The organism is Streptomyces sp. NPDC026500 (assembly GCF_055567635.1).
The window spans coordinates 409,567-430,316 of sequence record NZ_JBVHQB010000003.1 but is presented as its reverse complement, the minus strand read 5'-3'; the positions used below and the strand labels follow the sequence as shown (position 1 = coordinate 430,316).

Annotated in this window: 16 protein-coding genes; 4 read left to right on the top strand and 12 right to left on the bottom strand. The window is 69.9% G+C overall.

What is annotated here, in order from left to right; all coding sequences use genetic code 11:
* Window positions 1-152: 152 nt before the first annotated feature.
* Complete coding sequence (gene frc / locus ACZ4N5_RS07700) at window positions 153-1,409, bottom strand: formyl-CoA transferase (protein WP_467756188.1); 1,257 nt, start codon at window positions 1,407-1,409, stop codon at window positions 153-155.
* A 64-nt stretch (window positions 1,410-1,473) separates the two neighbouring features.
* Window positions 1,474-3,225, bottom strand: a complete 1,752-nt coding sequence (gene oxc / locus ACZ4N5_RS07695; protein WP_467756187.1) for an oxalyl-CoA decarboxylase — start codon at window positions 3,223-3,225, stop codon at window positions 1,474-1,476.
* 295 nt (window positions 3,226-3,520) lie between these two features.
* Between oxc and ACZ4N5_RS07690 the strand changes: the two genes are divergently transcribed.
* A complete protein-coding gene (locus tag ACZ4N5_RS07690; RefSeq protein WP_467756186.1) occupies window positions 3,521-5,110 on the top strand; it encodes a FadD7 family fatty acid--CoA ligase in 1,590 nt (529 codons plus the stop codon).
* An 87-nt stretch (window positions 5,111-5,197) separates the two neighbouring features.
* Here ACZ4N5_RS07690 and ACZ4N5_RS07685 read toward each other — a convergent pair whose 3' ends face one another.
* The 5 genes from ACZ4N5_RS07685 to ACZ4N5_RS07665 form a co-directional block, all read right to left on the bottom strand.
* A complete protein-coding gene (locus ACZ4N5_RS07685; RefSeq protein WP_467756185.1) occupies window positions 5,198-6,130 on the bottom strand; it encodes a LysR family transcriptional regulator in 933 nt (310 codons plus the stop codon).
* A gap of 145 nt (window positions 6,131-6,275) precedes the next feature.
* Window positions 6,276-6,488 carry a formate dehydrogenase subunit delta gene (locus ACZ4N5_RS07680; RefSeq protein ID WP_467756184.1) on the bottom strand — a complete coding sequence of 71 codons (213 nt, stop codon included), beginning with the start codon at window positions 6,486-6,488 and terminating at the stop codon, window positions 6,276-6,278.
* Between the two features lies 1 nt (window position 6,489).
* Complete coding sequence (fdhF, locus tag ACZ4N5_RS07675; RefSeq protein ID WP_467756183.1) at window positions 6,490-9,408, bottom strand: formate dehydrogenase subunit alpha; 2,919 nt, start codon at window positions 9,406-9,408, stop codon at window positions 6,490-6,492.
* Window positions 9,405-11,030, bottom strand: coding sequence for a formate dehydrogenase beta subunit (locus ACZ4N5_RS07670; protein ID WP_467756182.1), 1,626 nt, complete (start codon window positions 11,028-11,030; stop codon window positions 9,405-9,407). Before ACZ4N5_RS07670 ends, fdhF begins: the two co-directional genes overlap by 4 nt.
* Window positions 11,027-11,506 (bottom strand): NAD(P)H-dependent oxidoreductase subunit E, encoded by a 480-nt coding sequence (locus ACZ4N5_RS07665; protein ID WP_467756181.1) that lies wholly within the window; start codon window positions 11,504-11,506, stop codon window positions 11,027-11,029. The genes ACZ4N5_RS07670 and ACZ4N5_RS07665 overlap by 4 nt, the downstream gene beginning before the upstream one ends.
* A 363-nt stretch (window positions 11,507-11,869) precedes the next feature.
* Here ACZ4N5_RS07665 and ACZ4N5_RS07660 point away from each other — a divergent pair, with 363 nt between their 5' ends.
* Window positions 11,870-12,559 (top strand): GntR family transcriptional regulator, encoded by a 690-nt coding sequence (locus ACZ4N5_RS07660; RefSeq protein ID WP_467756180.1) that lies wholly within the window; start codon window positions 11,870-11,872, stop codon window positions 12,557-12,559.
* Between the two features lie 67 nt (window positions 12,560-12,626).
* Here ACZ4N5_RS07660 and ACZ4N5_RS07655 read toward each other — a convergent pair whose 3' ends face one another.
* From ACZ4N5_RS07655 to ACZ4N5_RS07645, 3 genes are all read right to left on the bottom strand, one after another.
* On the bottom strand, window positions 12,627-13,490 hold the full coding sequence (locus ACZ4N5_RS07655; RefSeq protein ID WP_467756179.1) for an acyl-CoA dehydrogenase family protein: 864 nt from the start codon (window positions 13,488-13,490) through the stop codon (window positions 12,627-12,629).
* 249 nt (window positions 13,491-13,739) lie between these two features.
* Window positions 13,740-14,291 carry a beta-class carbonic anhydrase gene (locus tag ACZ4N5_RS07650; RefSeq protein ID WP_467756178.1) on the bottom strand — a complete coding sequence of 184 codons (552 nt, stop codon included), beginning with the start codon at window positions 14,289-14,291 and terminating at the stop codon, window positions 13,740-13,742.
* Between the two features lie 295 nt (window positions 14,292-14,586).
* Window positions 14,587-15,432 (bottom strand): HupE/UreJ family protein, encoded by an 846-nt coding sequence (locus ACZ4N5_RS07645; protein WP_467756177.1) that lies wholly within the window; start codon window positions 15,430-15,432, stop codon window positions 14,587-14,589.
* A 176-nt stretch (window positions 15,433-15,608) separates the two neighbouring features.
* On the opposite strand from ACZ4N5_RS07645, the gene ACZ4N5_RS07640 reads away from it, so the two are divergent.
* The gene (locus tag ACZ4N5_RS07640) at window positions 15,609-15,812 is read left to right on the top strand and encodes a hypothetical protein (protein ID WP_467756176.1); all 204 of its coding nucleotides are present in this window, start codon (window positions 15,609-15,611) and stop codon (window positions 15,810-15,812) included.
* Window positions 15,813-15,841: 29 nt separating this feature from the next.
* Here ACZ4N5_RS07640 and ACZ4N5_RS07635 read toward each other — a convergent pair whose 3' ends face one another.
* Both ACZ4N5_RS07635 and ACZ4N5_RS07630 read right to left on the bottom strand, forming a co-directional pair.
* Window positions 15,842-16,708, bottom strand: coding sequence for a DUF3500 domain-containing protein (locus ACZ4N5_RS07635; RefSeq protein ID WP_467756175.1), 867 nt, complete (start codon window positions 16,706-16,708; stop codon window positions 15,842-15,844).
* Between the two features lie 135 nt (window positions 16,709-16,843).
* The gene (locus tag ACZ4N5_RS07630) at window positions 16,844-18,793 is read right to left on the bottom strand and encodes a GmrSD restriction endonuclease domain-containing protein (RefSeq protein WP_467756174.1); all 1,950 of its coding nucleotides are present in this window, start codon (window positions 18,791-18,793) and stop codon (window positions 16,844-16,846) included.
* A gap of 1,049 nt (window positions 18,794-19,842) precedes the next feature.
* Between ACZ4N5_RS07630 and ACZ4N5_RS07625 the strand changes: the two genes are divergently transcribed.
* A complete protein-coding gene (locus ACZ4N5_RS07625) occupies window positions 19,843-20,724 on the top strand; it encodes an ABC transporter substrate-binding protein (RefSeq protein WP_467756173.1) in 882 nt (293 codons plus the stop codon).
* Window positions 20,725-20,750: the final 26 nt, after the last annotated feature.

Sequence of the window (20,750 nt, the reverse complement as noted above, 5' to 3'; positions counted from 1 at the left end):
CGTGACCGTGTGACCGACGGTTGCCGCGCCGCCAGGCGGCGGACGCGTGACTCCCTCAACCTCAACGCCCTAGTGCCCCGCGAACGGATGCCGTTCGCGGGGCACTTGGGCGTGCAGGGCACTTGGGAGTGCGAGGCAGTCGGGCGTCGGCGTCAGGCGACGACCTTCCCCTCGTGCAGCTTGCGGATGGCGTCCGCGTCGTATCCGAGGTCCGCGAGCACCTCGTCGGTGTGCTCGCCGAGCAGTGGCGCGCCGGTGATCTCGGGCTTGAATCCGGAGAACTTGATCGGGCTGCCCACCGTCAGATAGGTGCCGCGCTCCTTCTGCTCGACCTCGACGATCGTGCCGCTCCTGCGCATGTCGGGGTCCTCGGCGAGCTCCTTCATGCTGAGCACGGGCGCGCACGGCACCTCGAAGGTGCGCAGGATGTCCACCGCCTCGTACTTGGTCTTGTCCGCCAGCCACTTCTCGATCTCGCCGAAGATGTCCATGATGTGCGGCTGGCGCGCCAGGGCGGTGTCGTACTCCGGGTCCTCGGCCCACTCCGGCCGGCCGATGGCCTCGCAGGTGCGGACCCAGTTCTGTTCCTGGACGGTGAAGTAGATGTAGGCGTTGGGGTCGGTCTCCCAGCCCTTGCATTTCAGGACCCAGCCCGGCTGTCCACCGCCGCCCGCGTTGCCCCCGCGCGGCACCGCGTCGCCGAACTCGCCGTTCGGGTACTGCGGATACTCCTCCAGGTAGCCGACGCGCTCCAGGCGCTGCTGGTCGCGCAGCTTGACCCGGGTGAGGTTGAGCACGGCGTCCTGCATGGACACCGAGACCTTCTGGCCGAGCCCGGTCGCGTTGCGCTGGATGATCGCCGTCAGCAGACCGATCATCAGGTGCATTCCGCTGTTGCTGTCGCCGAGCGCCGAGCCGCTGATGGTGGGCGGTCCGTCCCAGAACCCGGTGGTGGACGCGGCGCCACCGGCGGCCTGGGCGACGTTCTCGTAGACCTTGAGGTCGTTCCACTTGGAGTCGTCGTTGAAGCCCTTGACGGAGCCGAAGATCAGGCGTGGGTTGAGCGCGTGGATGTGGTCCCAGCCGAGGCCCATCCGGTCCATGGCACCCGGCGCGAAGTTCTCCACCAGCAGGTCGGCCTCACGGATCAGCTTCTCCATGACCTCCTTGCCCTCGGGGGACTTGGTGTCGATGGCCAGGGACCGCTTGTTGCTGTTCAGCATGGTGAAGTAGAGGGCGTCGAGGTCGGGGATGTCACGGAGTTGACGGCGCGTCACGTCACCTCCGCCGACGCGCTCGACCTTGATGACGTCGGCGCCGAACCAGGCGAGCATCTGCGTGCACGCGGGACCGGCCTGGACGCCGGTGAAGTCGATCACCTTGATTCCGGCGAGCGGCTTTTCACTCATGGTGGATTCCTTCTCGTGAATGATCTCGGTCCGAAGTCGGCTGTACGGGAAGGGAGTTCGGGGATCACTTCCTGGCAGGCGTGATGTTGCCGACGGTGATGCCCTTCGGGTTCAGGTGCGCGATGTGGCCGCTCTCGGTCCCGGCGGAGGGGTCGATCACGCAGTCGATGAGCGCGGGGCCGCCGGAGGCCAGCGCCTCGGTGAGCGCGGCGCTGACCTCGGCGGGTGTGGTGGCGCGGTAGCCCTTGCCGCCGAACGCCTCGATCATCCGGTCGTGGCGGGCCGCGAGCATGAGGGTGGTCGGCGAGGGGGCGTCGTCGACGGGATTGACGTCGTCACCCCGATAGACACCGCCGTTGTTCATGACGACCGTGACGACGGGCAGCTTGTAGCGGCAGATCGTCTCCAGCTCCATGCCGCTGAACCCGAACGCGCTGTCGCCCTCGACGGCCACCACCGGGGCGCCGCTCTCGACGGCGGCGGCGATCGCGTAGCCCATGCCGATGCCCATGACACCCCAGGTGCCGCTGTCGAGGCGGTGCCTCGGCACATGCATGTCGATGACGTTGCGCGCGATGTCCAGCGCGTTCGCGCCCTCGTTGACGATGTACGTCTCCGGGCGCCGGCGCACGACGTCACGTACGGCCTTCAGAGCGCCCATGAACTGCATGGGGTGCGGATCCGCCTTCAGTCGCTCCGCCATCTTCGCGACGTTCTGCGCCGACCGCGCGGCCAGTTCCGCGCGCCAGGCGGCGGGCGCCGCGATCCGGCCGGGCTTGGCCCGCTCGGCGATCGCTTCGAGCACCGACTCGATGTCTCCGACGAGCGGGGCCGCGATGGGCTGATTGCTGTCCATCTCCCTCGCCTCGATGTCCACTTGGATGAACCGGGCGTCGGGGTTCCACTGCGGTGCCTCGCCGTGGTTCAGCAGCCAGTTGAGGCGGGCGCCGACGAGCATCACGACGTCGGCCTTCTTCAGGGCCAGCGAACGGGCGGTGGCCGCCGACTGCGGGTGGTCGTCGGGCAGCAGGCCCTTGGCCATCGACATCGGGATGTAGGGAATGCCGGTGGACTCGACGAACTCGCGGATGCGCTCGTCCGCCTGCGCGTACGCGGCGCCCTTGCCGAGCACCACCAACGGCCTTTCGGCGCCCGCGAGAAGCTCGATCGCGCGGTCCACCGCCTCGGGCCCCGGCAGCTGGCGCGGCGCGGGGTCGACGAGGCGGCTCAGCGTCCTCGCGCCGGCCTCCGCGTCCATGATGGAGCCGAGCACCGCGGCGGGGATGTCGAGATACACACCGCCGGGGCGCCCGGAGACCGCGGTGCGCAGCGCGCGGGCGATGCCCCGGCCGATGTCCTCCACGCGGCCCACCCGGTAGGCGGCCTTGCAGAACGGCTGCGCCGCCGCGAGCTGGTCCATCTCCTCGTAGTCGCCCTGCCTGAGGTCGACCAGGTGCCGCTCGCTGGAGCCGGAGATCTGGACCATGGGGAAGCAGTTGGTGGTGGCGTTGGCCAGCGCGACCAGACCGTTGAGGAAACCCGGTGCGGACACGGTCAGGCAGATGCCGGGCTTCTTGGTGAGGTAGCCGGCCGCCGCGGCCGCGTGGCCCGCGTTGCTCTCGTGCCGGAAGCCGATGTAGCGGATGCCCCGCGCCTGCGCGAGGCGGGCCAGGTCGGTGATCGGGATGCCGACGACCCCGTAGACGGTGTCGACGTCGTTCATCCTCAGCGCGTCGACGACCAGGTGGTACCCGTCGGTGAGCTCGGTCGTCACGTCGGCGTTCGCCGCGGTCTCCGGTGTCGAGGGGGCGGTCATGGTCCGAGGTCCTCCTTGGGCAGGTCCTGCCTCTGCGGCTGCTCCTCTCACCTTCCGCAGCCCGCTCGCCCGCGTCCAAGACCCATCGGCGACCAGCCGATAAACAGCGTCTATCGACGGCAGGTCCGGGCCCTGCAACTCCCTTGATAGACAGCTGCTATCGGCTGTTCGTCAGTACGTATTGGACGTGTGCCGGGCGCCGCCGCAGGCTCGCAGAGGGCCGCTTCGCCGAAGCGGTGGACCGCCGCGACGGGCGGACGACGCTTCATCGAACCTGGCGTGAGGGGGTGCGGTCATGGCCGTTCCGGCCGCGGCATCGGTGCGCGACGCGGACGGGTACCGGCCCCCGGCGGTCACGGGACTCGCCGGTCTTCTGGACCGGCAGGTGCGCGAACGCCCGTACGCCCGTGCCCTGATCGTCGGCGGGGACCGGGTGCATCTCTCGTACCGCGCCCTCGACGCTCTGGCGGACGGCGTGGCCGCGCGGCTCGGCGCCACCGGTCTGCGCCGGGGCGAGGCGATCGGCCTGATCGGCGCCAACACCGCTGAGTTCGTGGTGGCGTTGCTGGGTGCGGCGCGGGCCGGGCTGGTGGTCGCGCCGCTGGACCCCGCACTGCCGGGACCGGAGTTGTCCGCCCGGCTCGACGCGCTCGGCACATCTGCGGTTCTGGTCGGTCCGCCGGTGGCCGACGGGCCGCCGGTCGCGGCGCCACGGGTTTCCAGCTGGCCCCTGCGGGTGGACGCCTCCCGGGCGGGGACGGCGTCGGTCGTCCTCGACACCGGCGCGCCGGTACATCAAGTACGGGGTGCGGCACGGGAATTGCTGCCGGACGATGCACTGGTCCTGCACACCGCCGGGACCACCGGCCGGGCCAGGATGGTCCCGCTGACCAACGCCAACGTCGCCGCGTCCGTACGGGGCATCTGCGCCACGTACGCGCTGGGGCCCGACGACGCGACGGTGGCGGTGATGCCGTTCTTCCACGGCCACGGGCTGTTCTCGGCGCTGCTGGCGTCGCTGGCCGGCGGGGGATGCGTCCTGCTGCCCGCGCGCGGGCGGTTCTCCGCGCGGACGTTCTGGGGCGACATGCGGGCCGCGGGCGCCACCTGGTTCACCGCGGTCCCGACCGTTCACGAAGTCCTGCTCGACCGGGCGGAGTTCGAGGACGCGCTGCCGCAGCGCCCGCCTCCGCGTTTCGTGCGCAGTTGCAGCGCCCCGCTGAACCCGGCCACGCAGCGGGCCCTGGAGCGCACCTTCGGAGCGCCACTGCTCTCCGCGTACGGCATGACCGAATCCACGCACCAGGCGACAAGCGAACCGCTTCCGCAGCATGGTGCCCTCAAGTACGGGTCGGTGGGCAGGCCGACGGGGGTGGACGTACGGGTCGCCGACCGGAACGGGCGGCCGTGCCCGGCCGGTGCACAGGGCGAGGTGTGGCTGCGCGGGCCCACGGTCGCCCGCTGCTATCTCGCCGAACCGGCGCGGACGGCACGCAGTTTCGCGGGCGGCTGGCTGCGCACCGGCGACCTGGGGTCCCTGGACGCGGACGGCTGTCTCTCCCTCACGGGACGGCTCGACAACATCATCGACCGCGGCGGCGAGAAGATCTCCCCGGAGCATGTCGAGGACGTCCTCGCCGGATGTCCCGGGGTCGCCGAGGCCGCCGTGTTCGCCCTCCCCGATTCCGTGTACGGACAACGGGTCGGCGCCGTCGTGACCGTCCGCGAGGGCGAGGCCGTCGGACCGGAGGAGATCCTGCGGTACTGCCGCGACCGGCTGGCGGCTTTCGAGGTGCCCGAGCGGCTGGAGCTCGTCGCCGCGCTGCCGCACACCGCCAAGGGCGGTCTCGACCGGCGCGCGGTGGCGGCCCGGTACGTTCCCTGACGGCGGCGGCCGTCCGCGCCGTCCGCCGGGCCGGCGCCCGCGACGCCGGCTCGGCCGTGGCAGCGCCCGCCCGGCCGGCTGCGCCGTTCACCGCACGCGACGCTCGTGGGGCAGCGGCTGCCCGAAGAAGTCGTCCAGCGCCAGACCCGTCGCCGCGTTCACGAAGGCCCGCGCGGCGACCGAACCGGGGGTCGCCGCATGGATGGCCACCGATACCTGGGCGCCCGCCGCCGGGTCGACCAGCGGCAGCGCGCGCGTCCTGCCGACCACCGGCATTGCGCGCAGCCAGGTGTGCGGAACGATGCTGGCCCAGTCTCCGCCGCCGACATGCGCGTACAGCGCGGCGATGGAGTCGGTCTCCACCTGAGGCGTCACCACGAAGCCCTTGTCCGCGAAGACGCCGTCGATGATCTGGCGGATGCGCATGTCGGGGGTCAGCAGTGCGAGCGGCAGTTGGGCCGCGTCCGCCCATGTCATGGTGGAGGTCTGGGACATGAGCTGGTCGTCGGAGACCAGCAGCATGTATCTCTCCTGGTACAGGGGGACCACCTGAAGGCCCTCCTGATCGCCCGGATCGAAATGGGCGATCGCCACATCCAGCTCGAAGTCGCGCAGCTGGCGGTGGAGTTCCTTCGTCGACAGGCGGGAGCGGACCTGCACCTTGGCGAGCGGATGGGCCGCGCAGAACGCGGCCACCGGCATCGCCAGAGTGGTCGAGGCCGTGGGGTCCGTCCCGAGGCGGAGCGTCCCGGTGATGCCCGACTGCACGGCGGCCACCTCGGCCTTGAACGCGTCCTGTTCGGCGAGGATCCGCTTGGCCCATACGACGAGACGTTCCCCTTCGGGGGTGAGGCCCTGGTAGTTGTGGCCGCGGTTGATGAGCGTGACGTTCAACTCCCGCTCCAGCTTGGCGATCGCCGCCGAGAGCGCCGGCTGCGAGACGTAACAGGATTCCGCGGCTCGCGCGAAGTGCCGCTCCCTGGCCACCGCCACGAAGTACTCGAGCTGCCGGAACAGCATGAAGGACTCCCCTCTCGCCCGCGCCGCGCACCAGCCAGCACCAGCACCAGCACCAGCACCGCGGAACGGACCGGCCCGCTGCCCCGTGATCATCCCGAGCCTACCGAGCCGACCGTGTCCCGCCTCCCTCCGTGCACGGCCTCGCTCAGCGAAGGAGCCGCACCGCCGCGATCACCAGCGGATGCAGCCCGTCGGCTCCGGCGTCGACGTACGCCAGAAGCCGGGAACGCATCCGTGGGTCCCAGAAGCGGCCGATGTGACCCGCGATCGCCTCGGCGGCCGACTCTCCCGGCAGATGGCCGAGGTTCACCGCGATGTCGTTCGCCATGCGGCGTTCCGGTGGCACGGTCGCCGTCATCTCAGTCCACCGCCGTAAGGACGTCGTCCGCGGCCCGCACCGGATCCTGCTCCTCGGCCCGCACCGGTGTCTCGCTCCCGTCCCGTTCCGGCCTCTCGCTCCCGTCCCGTTCCGGCCTCTCGCTCCCGTCCTGTTCCTGCGTCTCGTCACCGTGCCCGAGCGGATGGGCGAGCCCGACCTGTACGGCGGTCACCTTGTACTCGGGGCAGTTGGTCGCCCAGTCCGAGTTCTCGGTGGTCACCACGTTGGCGCCGGTCACGGGGTGGTGGAAGGTGGTGTAGACGACGCCGGCCGGCATCCGGTCGGATATCTCCGCCCGCAGGGTCGTCCGCCCGACCCGGCTGGCCAGCGTCACGAGCACGCCGTCGGTGATGCCGCGTACCTCGGCGTCGTGCGGGTGCAGCTCCAGGATGTCCTCGGGGTGCCAGGCGACATTTCCTGTACGCCGGGTCTGCGCGCCGACGTTGTACTGGCTGAGGATGCGCCCGGTGGTGAGCACCAGCGGGAAGCGCCGGGTGCTGCGCTCGTTGGTCGGCACGTACGCGGTGACGACGAACTTGCCCTTGCCGCGCACGAATTCGTCCACGTGCATCACCGGAGTCCCCTCCGGCGCCGAGGCGTTGCACGGCCACTGCACGCTGCCCAGTTTGTCGAGCAGCTCGAAGGAGACGCCGGTGAACGTCGGGGTGACCGAGGCGATCTCGTCCATGATCCGGCTCGGACGGTCGTACGCCATCGGGTAGCCCATGGCGGTGGCGATCTCGCACACGATCTGCCACTCGTGCTTGCCCGTCTTCGGCTTCATCACGGCGCGCACCCGGTTGATCCGGCGCTCGGCGTTGGTGAACGTGCCGTCCTTCTCCAGGAAGGACGCGCCGGGCAGGAAGACATGGGCGAACTTGGCGGTCTCGTTGAGGAACAGGTCTTGTACGACGACGAGTTCCATCGCTTCGAGGGCGGCGGTGACGTGCTGGAGGTTGGGGTCGGACTGGGCGATGTCCTCGCCGTGCACGAACAGTCCCCGGAAGGTTCCGTCGATCGCGGCGTCGAACATGTTGGGGATGCGCAGCCCCGGTTCGGCGAGGAGTGTGCCGCCCCACAGCTTCTCGAACACCTCGCGCACGGCGTCGTCGGAGACATGGCGGTAGCCGGGCAGTTCGTGTGGGAAGGAGCCCATGTCGCAGGAGCCCTGCACGTTGTTCTGCCCGCGCAGCGGGTTGACCCCGACGCCGTCGCGGCCGATGTTGCCGCACGCCATCGCGAGGTTGGCCATTCCCATGACCATGGTCGAGCCCTGGCTGTGCTCGGTGACGCCGAGACCGTAGTAGATCGCCCCGTTCGGCGCTTTCGCGTACAGCCGTGCGGCGGACCGCAGTTGAGCGGCGGGGACACCACTGATCTCCTCGGTGGCCTCCGGGCTGTTCTCCGGCCGGGCGACGAACTGGGCCCACTCGTCGAACCCTTCGCACCTGCGGTCCACGAAGGAACGGTCGACCAGGCCCTCGGTGACGACCACGTGGGCCATGGCATTGACGACGGCGACGTTGGTGCTGGGCCTGAGCTGGAGATGATGGGCGGCCTCGATGTGCGGGGAGCGCACCAGGTCGATGCGGCGCGGGTCGACGACGATCAACTCCGCGCCCTCACGCAGGCGTCGCTTCATCCGGGAGGCGAACACCGGGTGTCCGTCGGTGGGGTTGGCCCCGATCACCATGATGACGTCGGCCTCCGCCACTGAGCGGAAGTCCTGGGTGCCGGCCGACTCGCCGAAGGTCTGCTTGAGCCCGTATCCCGTCGGGGAGTGACAGACGCGGGCGCAGGTGTCCACGTTGTTGTTGCCGAAGGCGGCGCGCACCATCTTCTGGACGACGTAGACCTCTTCGTTGGTGCACCGCGACGAGGAGATCGCGCCGATCGAACTCCGCCCGTACCGGCTCTGGATGTCCCGCATCCGCCGGGCGACGGTGCCGATCGCCTCGTCCCACTCGACCTCGCGCCAGGGATCGGTGATCCTGTCGCGGACCATGGGCCGCAGCACCCGGTCGGGGTGGGTGGCGTAGCCGAAGGCGAAGCGGCCCTTCACACAGGAGTGGCCCTCGTTCGCGCCGCCGTCCTTGTACGGCACCATCCGGACGAGTTCGTCGCCCCGCAGCTCGGCCTTGAAGGAGCAGCCGACACCGCAGTAGGCGCAGGTGGTGACCACCGACCGGGTCGGCATGCCGAGTTCGACGACCGACTTCTCCTGGAGGGTGGACGTCGGACAGGCCTGGACACAGGCCCCGCAGGAGACGCACTCGGAGTCCATGAACGTCTCGGCGGCGCCGGGCGAGACCTTGGAGTCGAAGCCGCGCCCCTCGATGGTGAGCGCGAACGTTCCCTGCACCTCGCCGCAGGCCCGCACGCAGCGGGAGCAGGCGATGCACTTGGAGGGGTCGAAGTCGAAGTACGGGTTGGACGTGTCCTTCTCGGCGTCGAGGTGGTTCTCGCCCTCGTAGCCGTAGCGCACCTGCCGCAGGCCCACCACGCCCGCCATGTCCTGCAGTTCGCAGTCGCCGTTGGCCGGGCAGGTCAGACAGTCGAGCGGGTGGTCGGAGATGTACAGCTCCATGACTCCCTGACGGAGCTTCTCCACCTTCGGCGTCTGGGTACGCACCTTCATCCCGTCCGCCACCGGGGTGGTGCAGGAGGCCGGGGTGCCCCGCCTGCCGTCGATCTCCACCACGCACAACCGGCAGGAGCCGAACGGCTCCAGGCTGTCGGTGGCGCACAGTTTGGGGATGTCGATGCCTGCGAGCGCGGCGGCGCGCATCACCGACGTGCCCTCGGGGACGGTCACCGGCAGCCCGTCGACCTCCACCGAGACCACGGCCTCGCCGGGCCGTTCGGGGGTTCCGAAGTCGGGTTCCTTGAGCAGTGTCATGCCGTGCCCTCCGTCCTCGCGCCGCTCGGCTGCCGGGAGTTGGCCCCCCGGCCCGGTTCGCGGGCGAGGAAGTCGTCGGGAAAGTGGGTGAGGGCGCTCCGTACGGGCATCGGCGTCAGCCCGCCCATCGCGCACAGGGAACCGTCCGTCATCAGGTCGCACAGATCGTCGAGGAGCGCCAGGTTCTCGTCCCGGTGCCGGCCGGCCACGATCCTGTCGATGACCTCGACGCCGCGTACCGAACCGACCCTGCACGGCGTGCACTTGCCGCAGGACTCCGCGGCGCAGAACTCCATCGCGAAGCGTGCCTGGGCGGCCATGTCGACGGTGTCGTCGAAGACGACGACGCCGCCGTGACCGACCATCGCCCCGGCCGCCGCGAAGGCCTCGTAGTCCATCGGCAGGTCGAACATCGTCGTCGGAAGATAGGCGCCGAGCGGGCCGCCGACCTGCACCGAGCGCACCGGGCGCCCGGAGAACGTGCCGCCGCCGTAGTCCTCGACCAGTTCGCGCAGCGTGACGCCGAACGCGGTCTCGACGATGCCGCCGTGCGCGATGTTGCCGCCGAGCTGGAAGACCTGGGTGCCGCGCGAGCGTTCGACGCCGAGTTCCTCGTACGCCCGCGCGCCGGACGCGAGCACGACGGGGACGGTCGCGAGCGTGAGGACGTTGTTCACCACGGTCGGTCGGCCGAACAGGCCCTCGATCGCGGGGATCGGCGGCTTGGCGCGTACCGTGCCGCGCTTGCCCTCCAGACTCTCCAGCATGGAGGTCTCCTCGCCGCAGATGTACGCTCCGGCGCCGACGCGGACGTGCAGATCGAAGTCGAGGGCGGAGCCGAGAATGCCCTTGCCGAGCCAGCCGTGCTCGCGGGCCACGCCGATCGCGGCCCGCATGGTGGCCACCGCGTCCGGGTACTCCGAGCGGATGTAGAGGTAGCCCTCTCTCGCGCCGACCGCGTGCGCGGCGATCGTCATGCCCTCGATGAGCATGAACGGGTCGCCCTCCATGACCATCCGGTCGGCGAAGGTGCCGCTGTCGCCCTCGTCCGCGTTGCAGCAGACGAACTTCAGCTCGTCCGTACAGTCCAGGACCGTCTTCCACTTGATGCCCGCCGGGAATCCCGCGCCGCCCCGACCGCGCAGTCCGGACGCGGTGACCTCGGCGACCACGTCCGCGGGCGATCGTTCCAGCGCGGCGCGCAGCCCCGCGAGGCCGCCGTGCGCCACGTAGTCGTCCGTCGACAGCGGGTCGGTGACGCCGACCCGGGCGAAGGTGACCCGGTTCTGCCGGGCCAGCCAGGGGAGTTCGTCCACGACGCCGAGCCGCAGGGGATGGTCGGCACCGTCGAGCATGCCCGCGGCGAGGAGCTCCTCGACGTCGGACGGGGCCACGGGGCCGTATCCGACACGGCCGTGCGGGGTCACCACCTCGACGAGGGGTTCCAGCCAGAGCATGCCGCGTGATCCGTTGCGTACGACGTCGAGGGCGAAGTCAGCGCGCCCGGCGGCCTGTTGCAGTGCGACCACGACATCGTCCGCGCCGACGGACCGGGCCGCCGAGTCACGGGGGACGTAGACCGTCGCCGCGGAGTGTCCGGTGTTGTTTCCGGTGTTGTTCATGAGGAGACCGTCCCGTCGAGAATCGAGCCCAGCCGGGCCGGGCCGACCCGTCCGTACAGTCGGCCGTTCACCTCCGCCGAGGGGCCGAGGGCGCAGTTGCCGAAGCAGAAGACCTGCTCGACGGTCACGGCACCGTCCGCGGTCGTCTCCCCCACCGTCAGTCCGGCCTCGCGGGCGTAGGTCACCAGGTCTTCGGCGCCGAGCGCCTGGCAGGCCTCGGCCCGGCAGATGCGAACGGTGGTGCGTCCGGCGGGCTCGCGGCGGAAGTCGTGATAGAAGGTCACCACTCCGTGGACGTCCGCCCGGGAGAGGTTGAACTCGTCGGCGAGCACCGGAATCGCCTCTTGCGGCACATGACCCAACTCGGCCTGTACGGCGTGCAGTACGGGCAACAGCGCACCGCGCTGACCCCGATGACCGGCCGCCGCCCTCCGGACCACGCTCTCGACCGTCACGTCACTCGCGCTGGTCGTCATGATCGCTCCGCCTTCCGTCACGCGGGTCCCCGGCGATGCTTGCGGGAGACTGAGACACTACCCCATACAGGCTTCTGTATACAGAACTCAATCAAGGTCAACCCCCTTCGCGGGGGCGGGACTTGGCCGACGGGAGGACGGAGGGCGGGCGTCCCCGTACGGTCGCGACGCGCCTGCGACCTGCCCGAGGGCGGGCGGCGGCAGCTCGGGCGGCACCCCGGCCGGCCTGGGATCACTCCCGAAACCGCCCTCCATCCTGCATACCAAAACCTGTATGCTGACGCAGCCGTCGGCAACCCTCTCGGCGGCCACCTCTTGGCAGAGCCGTCGGCCCCGCGGGCCCGGTGGCAGAACGGGGCTCCCATGCGTGAGGCACTCACCGCCGCCGCGTCCCGGCGCGTCACCCGCCCGGCGCCGCTGCGGCAGGCCGTGTACGACGCCCTGACCGAGCTGATCGTCAACGGCTCCCTCAAGCCCGGCCAGCACCTCGTCGAGGCAGAGCTCGCGGAACACCTCGGGGTCAGCCGCCAGCCCGTACGCGAGGCGCTGCAACGACTCCAGACCGACGGCTGGGTCGATCTGCGCCCGGCCCAGGGCGCCTTCGTCCACTCCCCCACCGAGGAGGAGGCCGCCCAACTCCTCGGTGTCCGCGCGGTCCTCGAGACCTACTCGGCCCAACTCGCCGCCCAGCAGGCCAAGCCCGAGGACGTCGAAAGACTCTGGGAGTTGCACCAGGAAGGCGTCGACGCCCTCACCGCGAACGATGTCGAGCGACTGGTCGCGGCCAACACCGCCCTGCACGCCGTCATCACTTCCATCGCCGACAACGCCGTACTGGCCGAACTGATCGCCGGTGTCAGCCAGAAGGTGCGCTGGTACTACACGCCGATCGCCCGGCCTCGCGGCAAGGAGGCCTGGAACGAACACGCCCAGCTCATCAGGGCCATCGCCAAGGGCGACGCGGACCGTGCCGGCGAGGTCATGCGCAAGCACACGGAGCGCACCACCGGCTTCTACCGCAAGCAGATCGCCGCCGGAGTGAACCAGGACTGACCGAACGGGCCCTCGCACAAGGCTCATCGCCCTGCCCGCCGGGCCACGTCGTCGGCCGAACCGGGGTTCACGTCGAGGCGAGGGAGTCGGCGGGACGACGGCCGGAGCCGAGGGCGAGACCCTCGACTCCGGGCCGGACGGAGTCGGCACCGGGCCCGAGGACGCCATCGCCGGCTCCGAGGAGGTCGTCACCGGCCCCGAGGAGGTCGTCACCCATGGCGGCCCTCAGCTCAAGCAGCCACGGTCGCACGGTGCGCAGCAGGACGTCGAGCCCTCCGCCGTCCCGTCCGATCATCACGTCGGCGGGAACCAGCACCGGATCCGCGCACAGGGTGGAGGTCGCGCTGCCTCTGGGCCCTCCCCCGCAGGGCCTGGCCGGGACGAACAGGTCCGACGCCTGCGCCGGAACGGCCCACAGCGTCAAGCCGTCCGGCCCGGCGAGCGGCCGGGAGGACCAGAGATAGCTGTCGGCCTCGCCCGCCGCCACCACCTGACACTTACGACCCCGCAGAGCGACCACATCGGCGAACCGGGCCGCGACCGAGCACGACCTCCCGTACGGGACCTCCGCCCCCTGCTCCCTGGGGCCACCCTCGTCCAGGGCGAGGCCGGCGAGGTGCCGTCCGGCGACGATCTCTCCGCGCACCCAGGAACCACCGCAGGACTCCATGGCGGCGACCGCGGCGAAGTGGGACGCGAGCGCGGCAGCGGTCGCAGGGCAGACGCGCGCGGTCCGCGTGACCACGTCGGCGGCCTCCGACAGCCCGAGCCCGCCGCCGCCGAACTCCGGGGAGACGGTGCGACCGAGCAGCCCGGCGCGGCCGAGAGCCGTGACCGCGGCGCGGGGGAACCTGCCTTCCCGGACGGTCGGTTCGGCGGCGGGCGCGACAACTCGGGCCAGTACGGCCGAGAGAGAAGAGCGGTAGGACACGGGGTGACCCCCTCCTCGGGAACGACCTCCCACGGGAATTGCATACAGTATGCCGTCACTCCTCGGGGTGCGCCAGAGGGGGCGCGGAGCGAATCCCAAGAGAGCGGTTCAAGGAGGAAGTTCAAGGAGGGAGTTCAAAGCGGGAGCTCAAGGAGGAAGCCCGAGGACGGAGTTCGAGATGTGCGAATGACCGGAGCTGGAACCCCCTTGCCGCGGACGCCTGCCCGGCGGCAAGAGGGCAGGGACAGCTCAGGCTCGTGGGTCGATCTCCCGCAGCAACCCCGTCGTGACGTCGAAGACGAAGCCGCGGACGTCGTCGGTGTGCGGCAGGAACGGTGACGTACGCACTCGCTGCATCGACTGCCGTACGTCCTGATCGACGTCACGGAAGGCCTCCACCGCCCAGGCCGGCCGCTGCCCGACCTCCATCTCCAGCTCGTGCCGGAAGTCCTCGGTGAGGCTCTGCAGACCGCAGCCGGTGTGGTGGATCAGTATGACGCTGCGGGTGCCGAGCGCCCGTTGGCTGATCGTCAGGGAGCGGATCGTGTCGTCGGTGACGACGCCGCCCGCGTTGCGGATGGTGTGACAGTCGCCCAGTTCGAGACCGAGCGCGGCATGAAGGTCGATCCGGGCGTCCATACAGGCCACGACGGCAACCCGCTGGACCGGGCGGGCACCCATCCCGGGGTCCACGAACCCGGCGGCGTATGCACGGTTGGCTGTCACGAGCCGGTCGATGACCGTCCCGCCGCCCGGAATACGGTTGGCGGACTGGGCGAGTCGGGGTGCTGGAGTCGACATGGTGGGCTACCTCACTCCGGTCGATATCGAAAAGACCACTCATCACGTCGCGAACACATGATCGCGGACACACGGTCGCGCCCACAGGAGGAACGCCGTGGACACGACCGCATCGGTGAGCATTCCCACGGGGCGCCTCATCAGGCACGCGCCGCAGGTCGGGGCACAGGAAGGCCTGGGCAACCGCGAAACGAACGCGCATTCCGCATCCGCATTGTGCATACGGTATGGAGTGGTCAGTATTCTCGAACCGGGCACCGCTCCTTGTCCAGGGCCGCAGGACCGACCCTCGCCCTCACCTTCCTCCGCGAGACGGCGCACGGCTCGGCCTCGGACCGCGCAGAGCAGTGCGCGGCCGTGGCACGAGGCGGCCACCGCCGCTCGGTTCGCCCAGGGCGCGCCGCCGGCTGGACAGCGCCCAGCCGGTGGCGGCGACCGCCGACAGCGCGAGGGCGGCCAATATCAGGGTGGTGTGGGATCCGGCGCTGTCGGCCGTCCGGGCGACCGGGTTGGGCATGCCGAGCCGGTCGGCCAGCCAGCCGACGGCCGCCGTGGCGGTGAGCAGCGCGCCGGCCACCCGTAGCGCGGGCTGCACCCGCAGCCGTGCCATCACCAGCAGCACCGGCAGGGCCAGGCAGACCAGCAGGAGCTGGACCAGTTCGATGCCCAGGTTGAAGCCGAAGAGGCTGAACACGAGCTGTCCGGTGGACAGATGCATCTCGGCGAGCACGAAGGAGAAGGCCATGCCGTGGCCGAGGCCGAAGACGCCCGCGACCACCGCTGGGAACAGGGGGCGGATCGCGTGTACGGCGCCGACGAGGATGCTGGCGGCGATGAAGGCCTCGACCGGCCGGCCGGGGATCTCCAGGCGGCCGAGGGCGGTGGCGGCCAGGGCGACGGAGTGGCCGGCGGTGAAGGCGATCGTGATGCGGCCGATGCGCCCGAGCGCGGCGCGGGCGCCGACCAGGCCGTGCCAGCGTCGCCCGGTGGCCCGCAGCGGTGCGGGCAGGAGCAGGATGAGCAGGAACAACAGGTGGTCGGTACCGGTGAGGATGTGCTCGCCGCCGAGTTCGGTCATGGCGAGGAAGCCGCGCCAGGTACTGCCGTTGCCGAGGTCGACGGTCAGGGGCGGCACCTTCATGTGCCGGATGTCGAGGCGGATCGTACCGACGGGTGAACACAACCTTGGCGACCAGCTCACGGTAGGGGCCGGTGGAGGTCCGCTCGATGCGGCTGAGGCTCAGCGCGCCGATGCCGACCTGCCATGCCTTCCCCTGGAGGGTGGTCGGACGGATGTGGCGGCCGAGGTAGCTGCGGATGGCCGCCGCCCTGGCGGGCAGGGCGGCCGGTCCGATGCTGTTCAGATCGATCCCGCTCGCCCGGAAGAAGTCGTCGACCGGCAGTTCCAGCCGCGCGGTGACCGATGCCTTGTACACGTCGAGCTGGACCACCGAGTGCGGCATCGGGTGCGCGGCGGCCGGCGACGCCCCGAGCAGGAGCGCCGCCGGCCACCAGGCGTAGTGCTGTGGTCAGCCAGTTCCGCGATCGGGTCATGAGAAGGTGAACTCGCTTCCGTAGTCACGGGTATGGTCCCGGTACACGGTGTGGTAGTGGATCTGGCCCCGGAAGACGACGCCGCCCTGGCAGACGAACTCGATCCACACGCCGGGGCCGTCGATGCGCACGTAGTCGCCCTGGGTGTCCAGGCCGGTGCCGCCGGAGTAGCCGACATAGGTCTGGTTCAGCTCATGCTCGTACGTCTTCATGAGCCGCTTCGCGGTGGCGTCGTCCACGTTGGCGACCCAGGGGTGGATCGCCCGCAGGACCAGCTGCTTCTGCTTGGGTGTGAGCGAGCTGACCGGGATGCCTTCCTTGGTCTCCGGGAACTGGCCGTCCTTGCCCGGACCGAGGTGCACGTCGCTGAAGGACTCGGACAGCTTGGCCTTCGTCAACTGCTCCGTTTTCAGGCTGCCGGTCACCGCGAGCAGGCCGTTTCGCTGCTTCGCCAGCGGCGTGTACGTGGTGCCGTCGTCCGCCGTCCACGTGCTCGGTTCGACCCCGATGAAGAACGGGCTGCCGCTCACCGGCTTGCCGTCCCGGTAGGTGAGGTTCACGGCGAGGTGGTGGCCGCCGAAGTACAGCTGCCAGGCGCCGTCCGCCGAGGGGGTGCCCAGGAACGCCATGAAGTCGACACCGCTGCCGTAGCCGAACGCGCCACCTCCACCGCCGGGGCCACCGGGACCGCCGGACGGCGGGGTGCCCGTCGGCGCGTCCGTGGGCGTCGGCGCGTCCGTGGCCGACGAGCTCGGGTCCGCGGAGGTGGACGGGTCCGTCGAGGGCGTGCCGGACGCGCTGCTCGTAGGCGCCGGCGCGGACGCGGAGCTGGAGTTCTGCCGGACCGCACGACCACATGGCAAGTCGAACGAGGGTGGCACCCTCGTCGCGGGTGCCACCCTCGTTCGACTCTGCCGCATGGAACTGAAGAACTTCCGGCCGACGGGCTGTCAGCCGCCGGCCCACGCCTGCCCACTCTCAGCTTGTCGGCCCTGAACTCACTGCTCGGCGCATAGATTCCGAACGTACGCGCGCAGCGCCTCCGTGCTGTGGAAGATGCGGTAGTCGCCGGCTTCGAGTGCCGCCTGCTCCTCCTCGGTCGTGTCCGGGACCAGAACGACGGGCACACCGCCCTCCGCCCGCAACCCCTGCGGCCAGAAGGCTGCTGCCACGGTGATTGCGGCGCCGGTGTGCACGTCGCTGACCTCACTGTCCAGTTCCGGTACGGCCAGGTCGGCTTCGTGCAGTTCGGCCAGCAGTATGCGGAGGCCAGGAACTTCGTCGGCCGGGTCGGTCTTGGCCATGCCGGACGGGTCCGCGAGCGAGGTCGTAGCCAGCGACGCCCGTACGTCCTCCAGCGCCACCGGAGACGGGCCGTCGTGCAGACCCTGGAGGAACTCGTTCGCGGCATGGGCAAGGAGAACGCGCCGGGCGGCCAGGAAGTCGGGGTAGTTGGACACCTTCCAGAGGTCGCGGTCCATCGGGATCCACTGGGTCGCCAGCGCCCCTGGCATACGTGCCTCGATCTCCTCCAGGTATTCAGCAGGCTCCCTCGCCCCGATCTTCAGGTTCGTGTCCTGGGTGAGGAGGCAGAAGTTGGCGACCGCGTTCACCTCTCCCCGGCCGTAATCGTGCTTGTAGAGCAGCGCCTTGGGGAAAATGTGGTGTACCTGGAGTGAGCTGAGCCGTCCCAACATCCCGTCCCGCAGCGGGACTCCGCTGACGAAGTCCTGGGCGCCGTACACCCGCGTCAGCATGTAGAGCAGCGGGTAGAACCGCGAACCCATACTGGAACCGACGAAGTCGTCCGAACCGATCCCGAGGTGGCCGCCGCGGCTGCGCCGCAGCACGCTGATCAACTGGTCGACCCCGCCGTCATCGAGCGCCTGCAGATCCTGGTTGAGGACGGTCTCGGTGGCTCCCGTGTGACGGCCCCAGAGGAAACTGTGCACATACCAGTAGAAGAGGCGGTCGCGCGTCATGGCATCGGGGAACGCGCCTCCGTAGCGGTGCAGCAGTCGGCTCATCACCGGAAAGGCACCGCGGCCGCTCAGGACTGCACCGTGGTCGAGCCCCAGCCGTCCGCCGAGCGAGTTGAGCAGATACGACACGGAGTCGATGGTCTCGGCGAGTCCCGACCGGAACGCCGGAACATCCACGTCGGCAAGCTTGGAGAACTGCGCCTCACCGGTGATGACGGCATTGACGTTGCGCAGCAGCCAGTCGAGCTTGAACCCGAAACCTGCGGTCGACCATTCCTGTAGAGCCTGGTTCATGGTCGGCCGGGCAGCCGGCCAGGCCGCGCAGATGGCAGCCAGGGCGAGGTCGCCTTTGGAGAGTTTGGTACCGCCCGAGTTCACACGGTTGAAGATCTCCACGACCACGTCGATGGTCTTGTCCTCGCCGGTCACCTCGTCGATGTGGACACTGCGATCCTTTATCTGGGTGATGCGGTTCAGGCGCTCGATGTAGACGACCTGCAGGTCGGCGTCCCCGTTCGCCAACTGGTTCACGGCGAGGAGCTGGCTGGCCAGTCCGCTCCGGAAGAGCGCGGTGACATCCACCCAGAGCGGATTGTCCTTCATCTTCGCCGGGGCGTAGAACTCGAAGACCTCCGTCTGGAGGTTGAAGTGCAGTCCTGTCAGCGCCGAGGCGTTGCCCTCGAAGAAGCCCGGAGCTCTGCCGCGGGTGATTCCGTAGAGAGTGGTGACGCGCTGCTGACCGTCGAGCAGCAGATGGATCGAGCCGTCCCGGCCCGAGCCCCCGCCCCGCGTCTGAACACCTTCAGCCTTGGTGCTCCAGGTCAGAAAACCGCCGATGGGGTATCCGCGGTAGAGGGACTGGAAGAACCCGCGCACCTGGTCGCGCGTCCAGACGTAGCCACGCTGGAACTCGGGAAGCGCGATGTCTCCCGCGTCCACCTTGTCCAGGACCTGCGAAATCTGCACCGTCGTTGAGCCTGTCCATCCGGTCCCGGCGACATCCCGCGCCAGAACGTGTCCGACCGATTGCACGAAGTTATCAGCCGACGGCGCGAGTTGGGCCGGACTCGGGCACACGTGCGAGCATGCGGTCTCCCGCTCGATGGCCGGCCGTGAACTCCCTTCACCCACCGACCACTTTGCAATGGATCTCAGATCGCCCCGGGTGGCGGCGCCTCACCCTCACCTGAGGCGTGTCCCGGCAACCAAATCGTCATGTCGATGAATCCATGGACAGAACCCACGGGCATCCACCCCCTCGCGGCCAGAGACACAGGCATTCTCGAGGTCGGTGAGACGACCTCGGAGAGCTGTCACCCTGATCGATCAGCCGAGCGGTTCACGAGGCGCCGCGCGACTCCGCCCGATCGTCGTCGTCCACGTGGGTTCTGTGGTCAGTCCGACCGCGTCGGCCAGGTCCGGTCCTCCACGCTCTGCTCCGTCGGCGGCTCCGCAGCCTCCTCGCCTGGGCTTCCGTCGCACCTTCTGCGAACATCGGAAGGACGTTGAACTTCTCGGTCAACTCCGAGAGACCGCCCGGCACCTCAGCGGCGATCCGCTGGGTCCGGGACCGGTGCCGCCACCGGCACCGGATCCGACGGCGCACACCGTGCGCCGTGCGCCGCTGCGGCCCCGCGCACAGGGAGCGCGGTCGGCGCCCGTCCTCGAAGGGTGCGCGCGCAGGGCGTCTGCGGCGACCGCGTTGCGGGAGCGCCGAGGAGTCACGTTCCGTGGGCACCCGCGTGACCTCTTCCGACAGCTGCCCGGCTGATCACACGGGGGTCCCGCACGACCGAGGTCCGGCAAGGCCGGGACACGGAAAGGCCGGAAAACCGCAAGACCGGGACACGTCACGACCGGGACACGGCACGCGCCTCCGACCCGCCGCTGCGGCACCGCCGGAAGACGGGTGACCCGACCCGCGCCCCGGGGTCCTCCCACGTGGCTCCGGCAGTCGTAAGGTTCGGGGTGATTTATGGTGACTCAAGGAGTATGCCCCTACCGGAGGTGCAATGATGCGCGCCGCGGCAGCGATCGCCTCTCTGGCTGTCAGCGTGGCGCTCATCGTCGCGACATCGGCTTGTGGCCAGGGCGGGTCGGAGTCGTCGAAAGCCCACTACGGCGAATGCCCGCTCTCGGGACATCACGGTGAGTTTCATCTGTCGCCCCGGACAGCGGGCGCCCTCACGGTCAAGACGACCCTGCCCGCGCCCGGCTGGTGGAACGGCGGCAACACGCCGGCCTCCATCACGAGCGGCTACGAGTACTGCATGGCCGCCAACATCGCCTACCGGTCCGGACTCGACCGGGTGAAGGTGGAGAACGCCCCCTTCCCGGAGGTCGTGTCCGGCCGGACCACGGACTTCGACCTGGCCCTGGCGCAGATCACGATCACCCCGGAGCGGAGCAAGGTCGCCGAGTTCTCCCCGCCCTACCTCTCCTCGACCCTGGGAGTGCTGATCAGGGACGGTGAGAAGATCAACGGAGACAACATCCGTGACGTCCGCATCGGAGTGGCCGAGGGCACCACGGGCGAGGAGTTCGTCAAGAAGCGCCTCAAGCCGACCAAGCCCGTCACGGCCTTCCCCAACGACCCGGACATGGTCACGGCCCTGGAGGAGGGACGGATCGACGCGGTCGTCCACGACACGACGATTCTGCTGGCGTATCCCCAGAAGCGGGAGGGCAGGGTGCGCCTCGTGGGCCAGTACAGGACCGACCAGGGTTACGGCGCCCTGTACCCGAAGGGGTCACGGAACAGGAACGAGCTGGACCGGGTCATCAGGCAGCTGATCGACGACGGAACGCTCACCAAACTGTCGGCCGTCTATCTCGGGGCCGCTTTCGGCCAGGACCCGGCCAAGATCCCGTACCTCACGGTCGACAACGCCTCCTGAACGCACTCGGCGTGCGCACCCGCCGG

Bases quoted from the DNA above. Each gene is read 5' to 3' on its own strand.
- oxc (WP_467756187.1), bottom strand. From the start codon at position 3,225: ATGACCGCCCCCTCGACACCGGAGACCGCGGCGAACGCCGACGTGACG.
- ACZ4N5_RS07660 (WP_467756180.1), top strand. From the start codon at position 11,870: ATGCGTGAGGCACTCACCGCCGCCGCGTCCCGGCGCGTCACCCGCCCG.
- ACZ4N5_RS07645 (WP_467756177.1), bottom strand. From the start codon at position 15,432: ATGAAGGTGCCGCCCCTGACCGTCGACCTCGGCAACGGCAGTACCTGG.
- ACZ4N5_RS07650 (WP_467756178.1), bottom strand. From the start codon at position 14,291: ATGTCGACTCCAGCACCCCGACTCGCCCAGTCCGCCAACCGTATTCCG.
- ACZ4N5_RS07665 (WP_467756181.1), bottom strand. From the start codon at position 11,506: ATGACGACCAGCGCGAGTGACGTGACGGTCGAGAGCGTGGTCCGGAGG.
- ACZ4N5_RS07690 (WP_467756186.1), top strand. From the start codon at position 3,521: ATGGCCGTTCCGGCCGCGGCATCGGTGCGCGACGCGGACGGGTACCGG.
- ACZ4N5_RS07670 (WP_467756182.1), bottom strand. From the start codon at position 11,030: ATGAACAACACCGGAAACAACACCGGACACTCCGCGGCGACGGTCTAC.
- ACZ4N5_RS07640 (WP_467756176.1), top strand. From the start codon at position 15,609: ATGGCCGCCGCCCTGGCGGGCAGGGCGGCCGGTCCGATGCTGTTCAGA.
- ACZ4N5_RS07680 (WP_467756184.1), bottom strand. From the start codon at position 6,488: ATGACGGCGACCGTGCCACCGGAACGCCGCATGGCGAACGACATCGCG.
- ACZ4N5_RS07625 (WP_467756173.1), top strand. From the start codon at position 19,843: ATGCGCGCCGCGGCAGCGATCGCCTCTCTGGCTGTCAGCGTGGCGCTC.
- ACZ4N5_RS07685 (WP_467756185.1), bottom strand. From the start codon at position 6,130: ATGCTGTTCCGGCAGCTCGAGTACTTCGTGGCGGTGGCCAGGGAGCGG.
- fdhF (WP_467756183.1), bottom strand. From the start codon at position 9,408: ATGACACTGCTCAAGGAACCCGACTTCGGAACCCCCGAACGGCCCGGC.
- frc (WP_467756188.1), bottom strand. From the start codon at position 1,409: ATGAGTGAAAAGCCGCTCGCCGGAATCAAGGTGATCGACTTCACCGGC.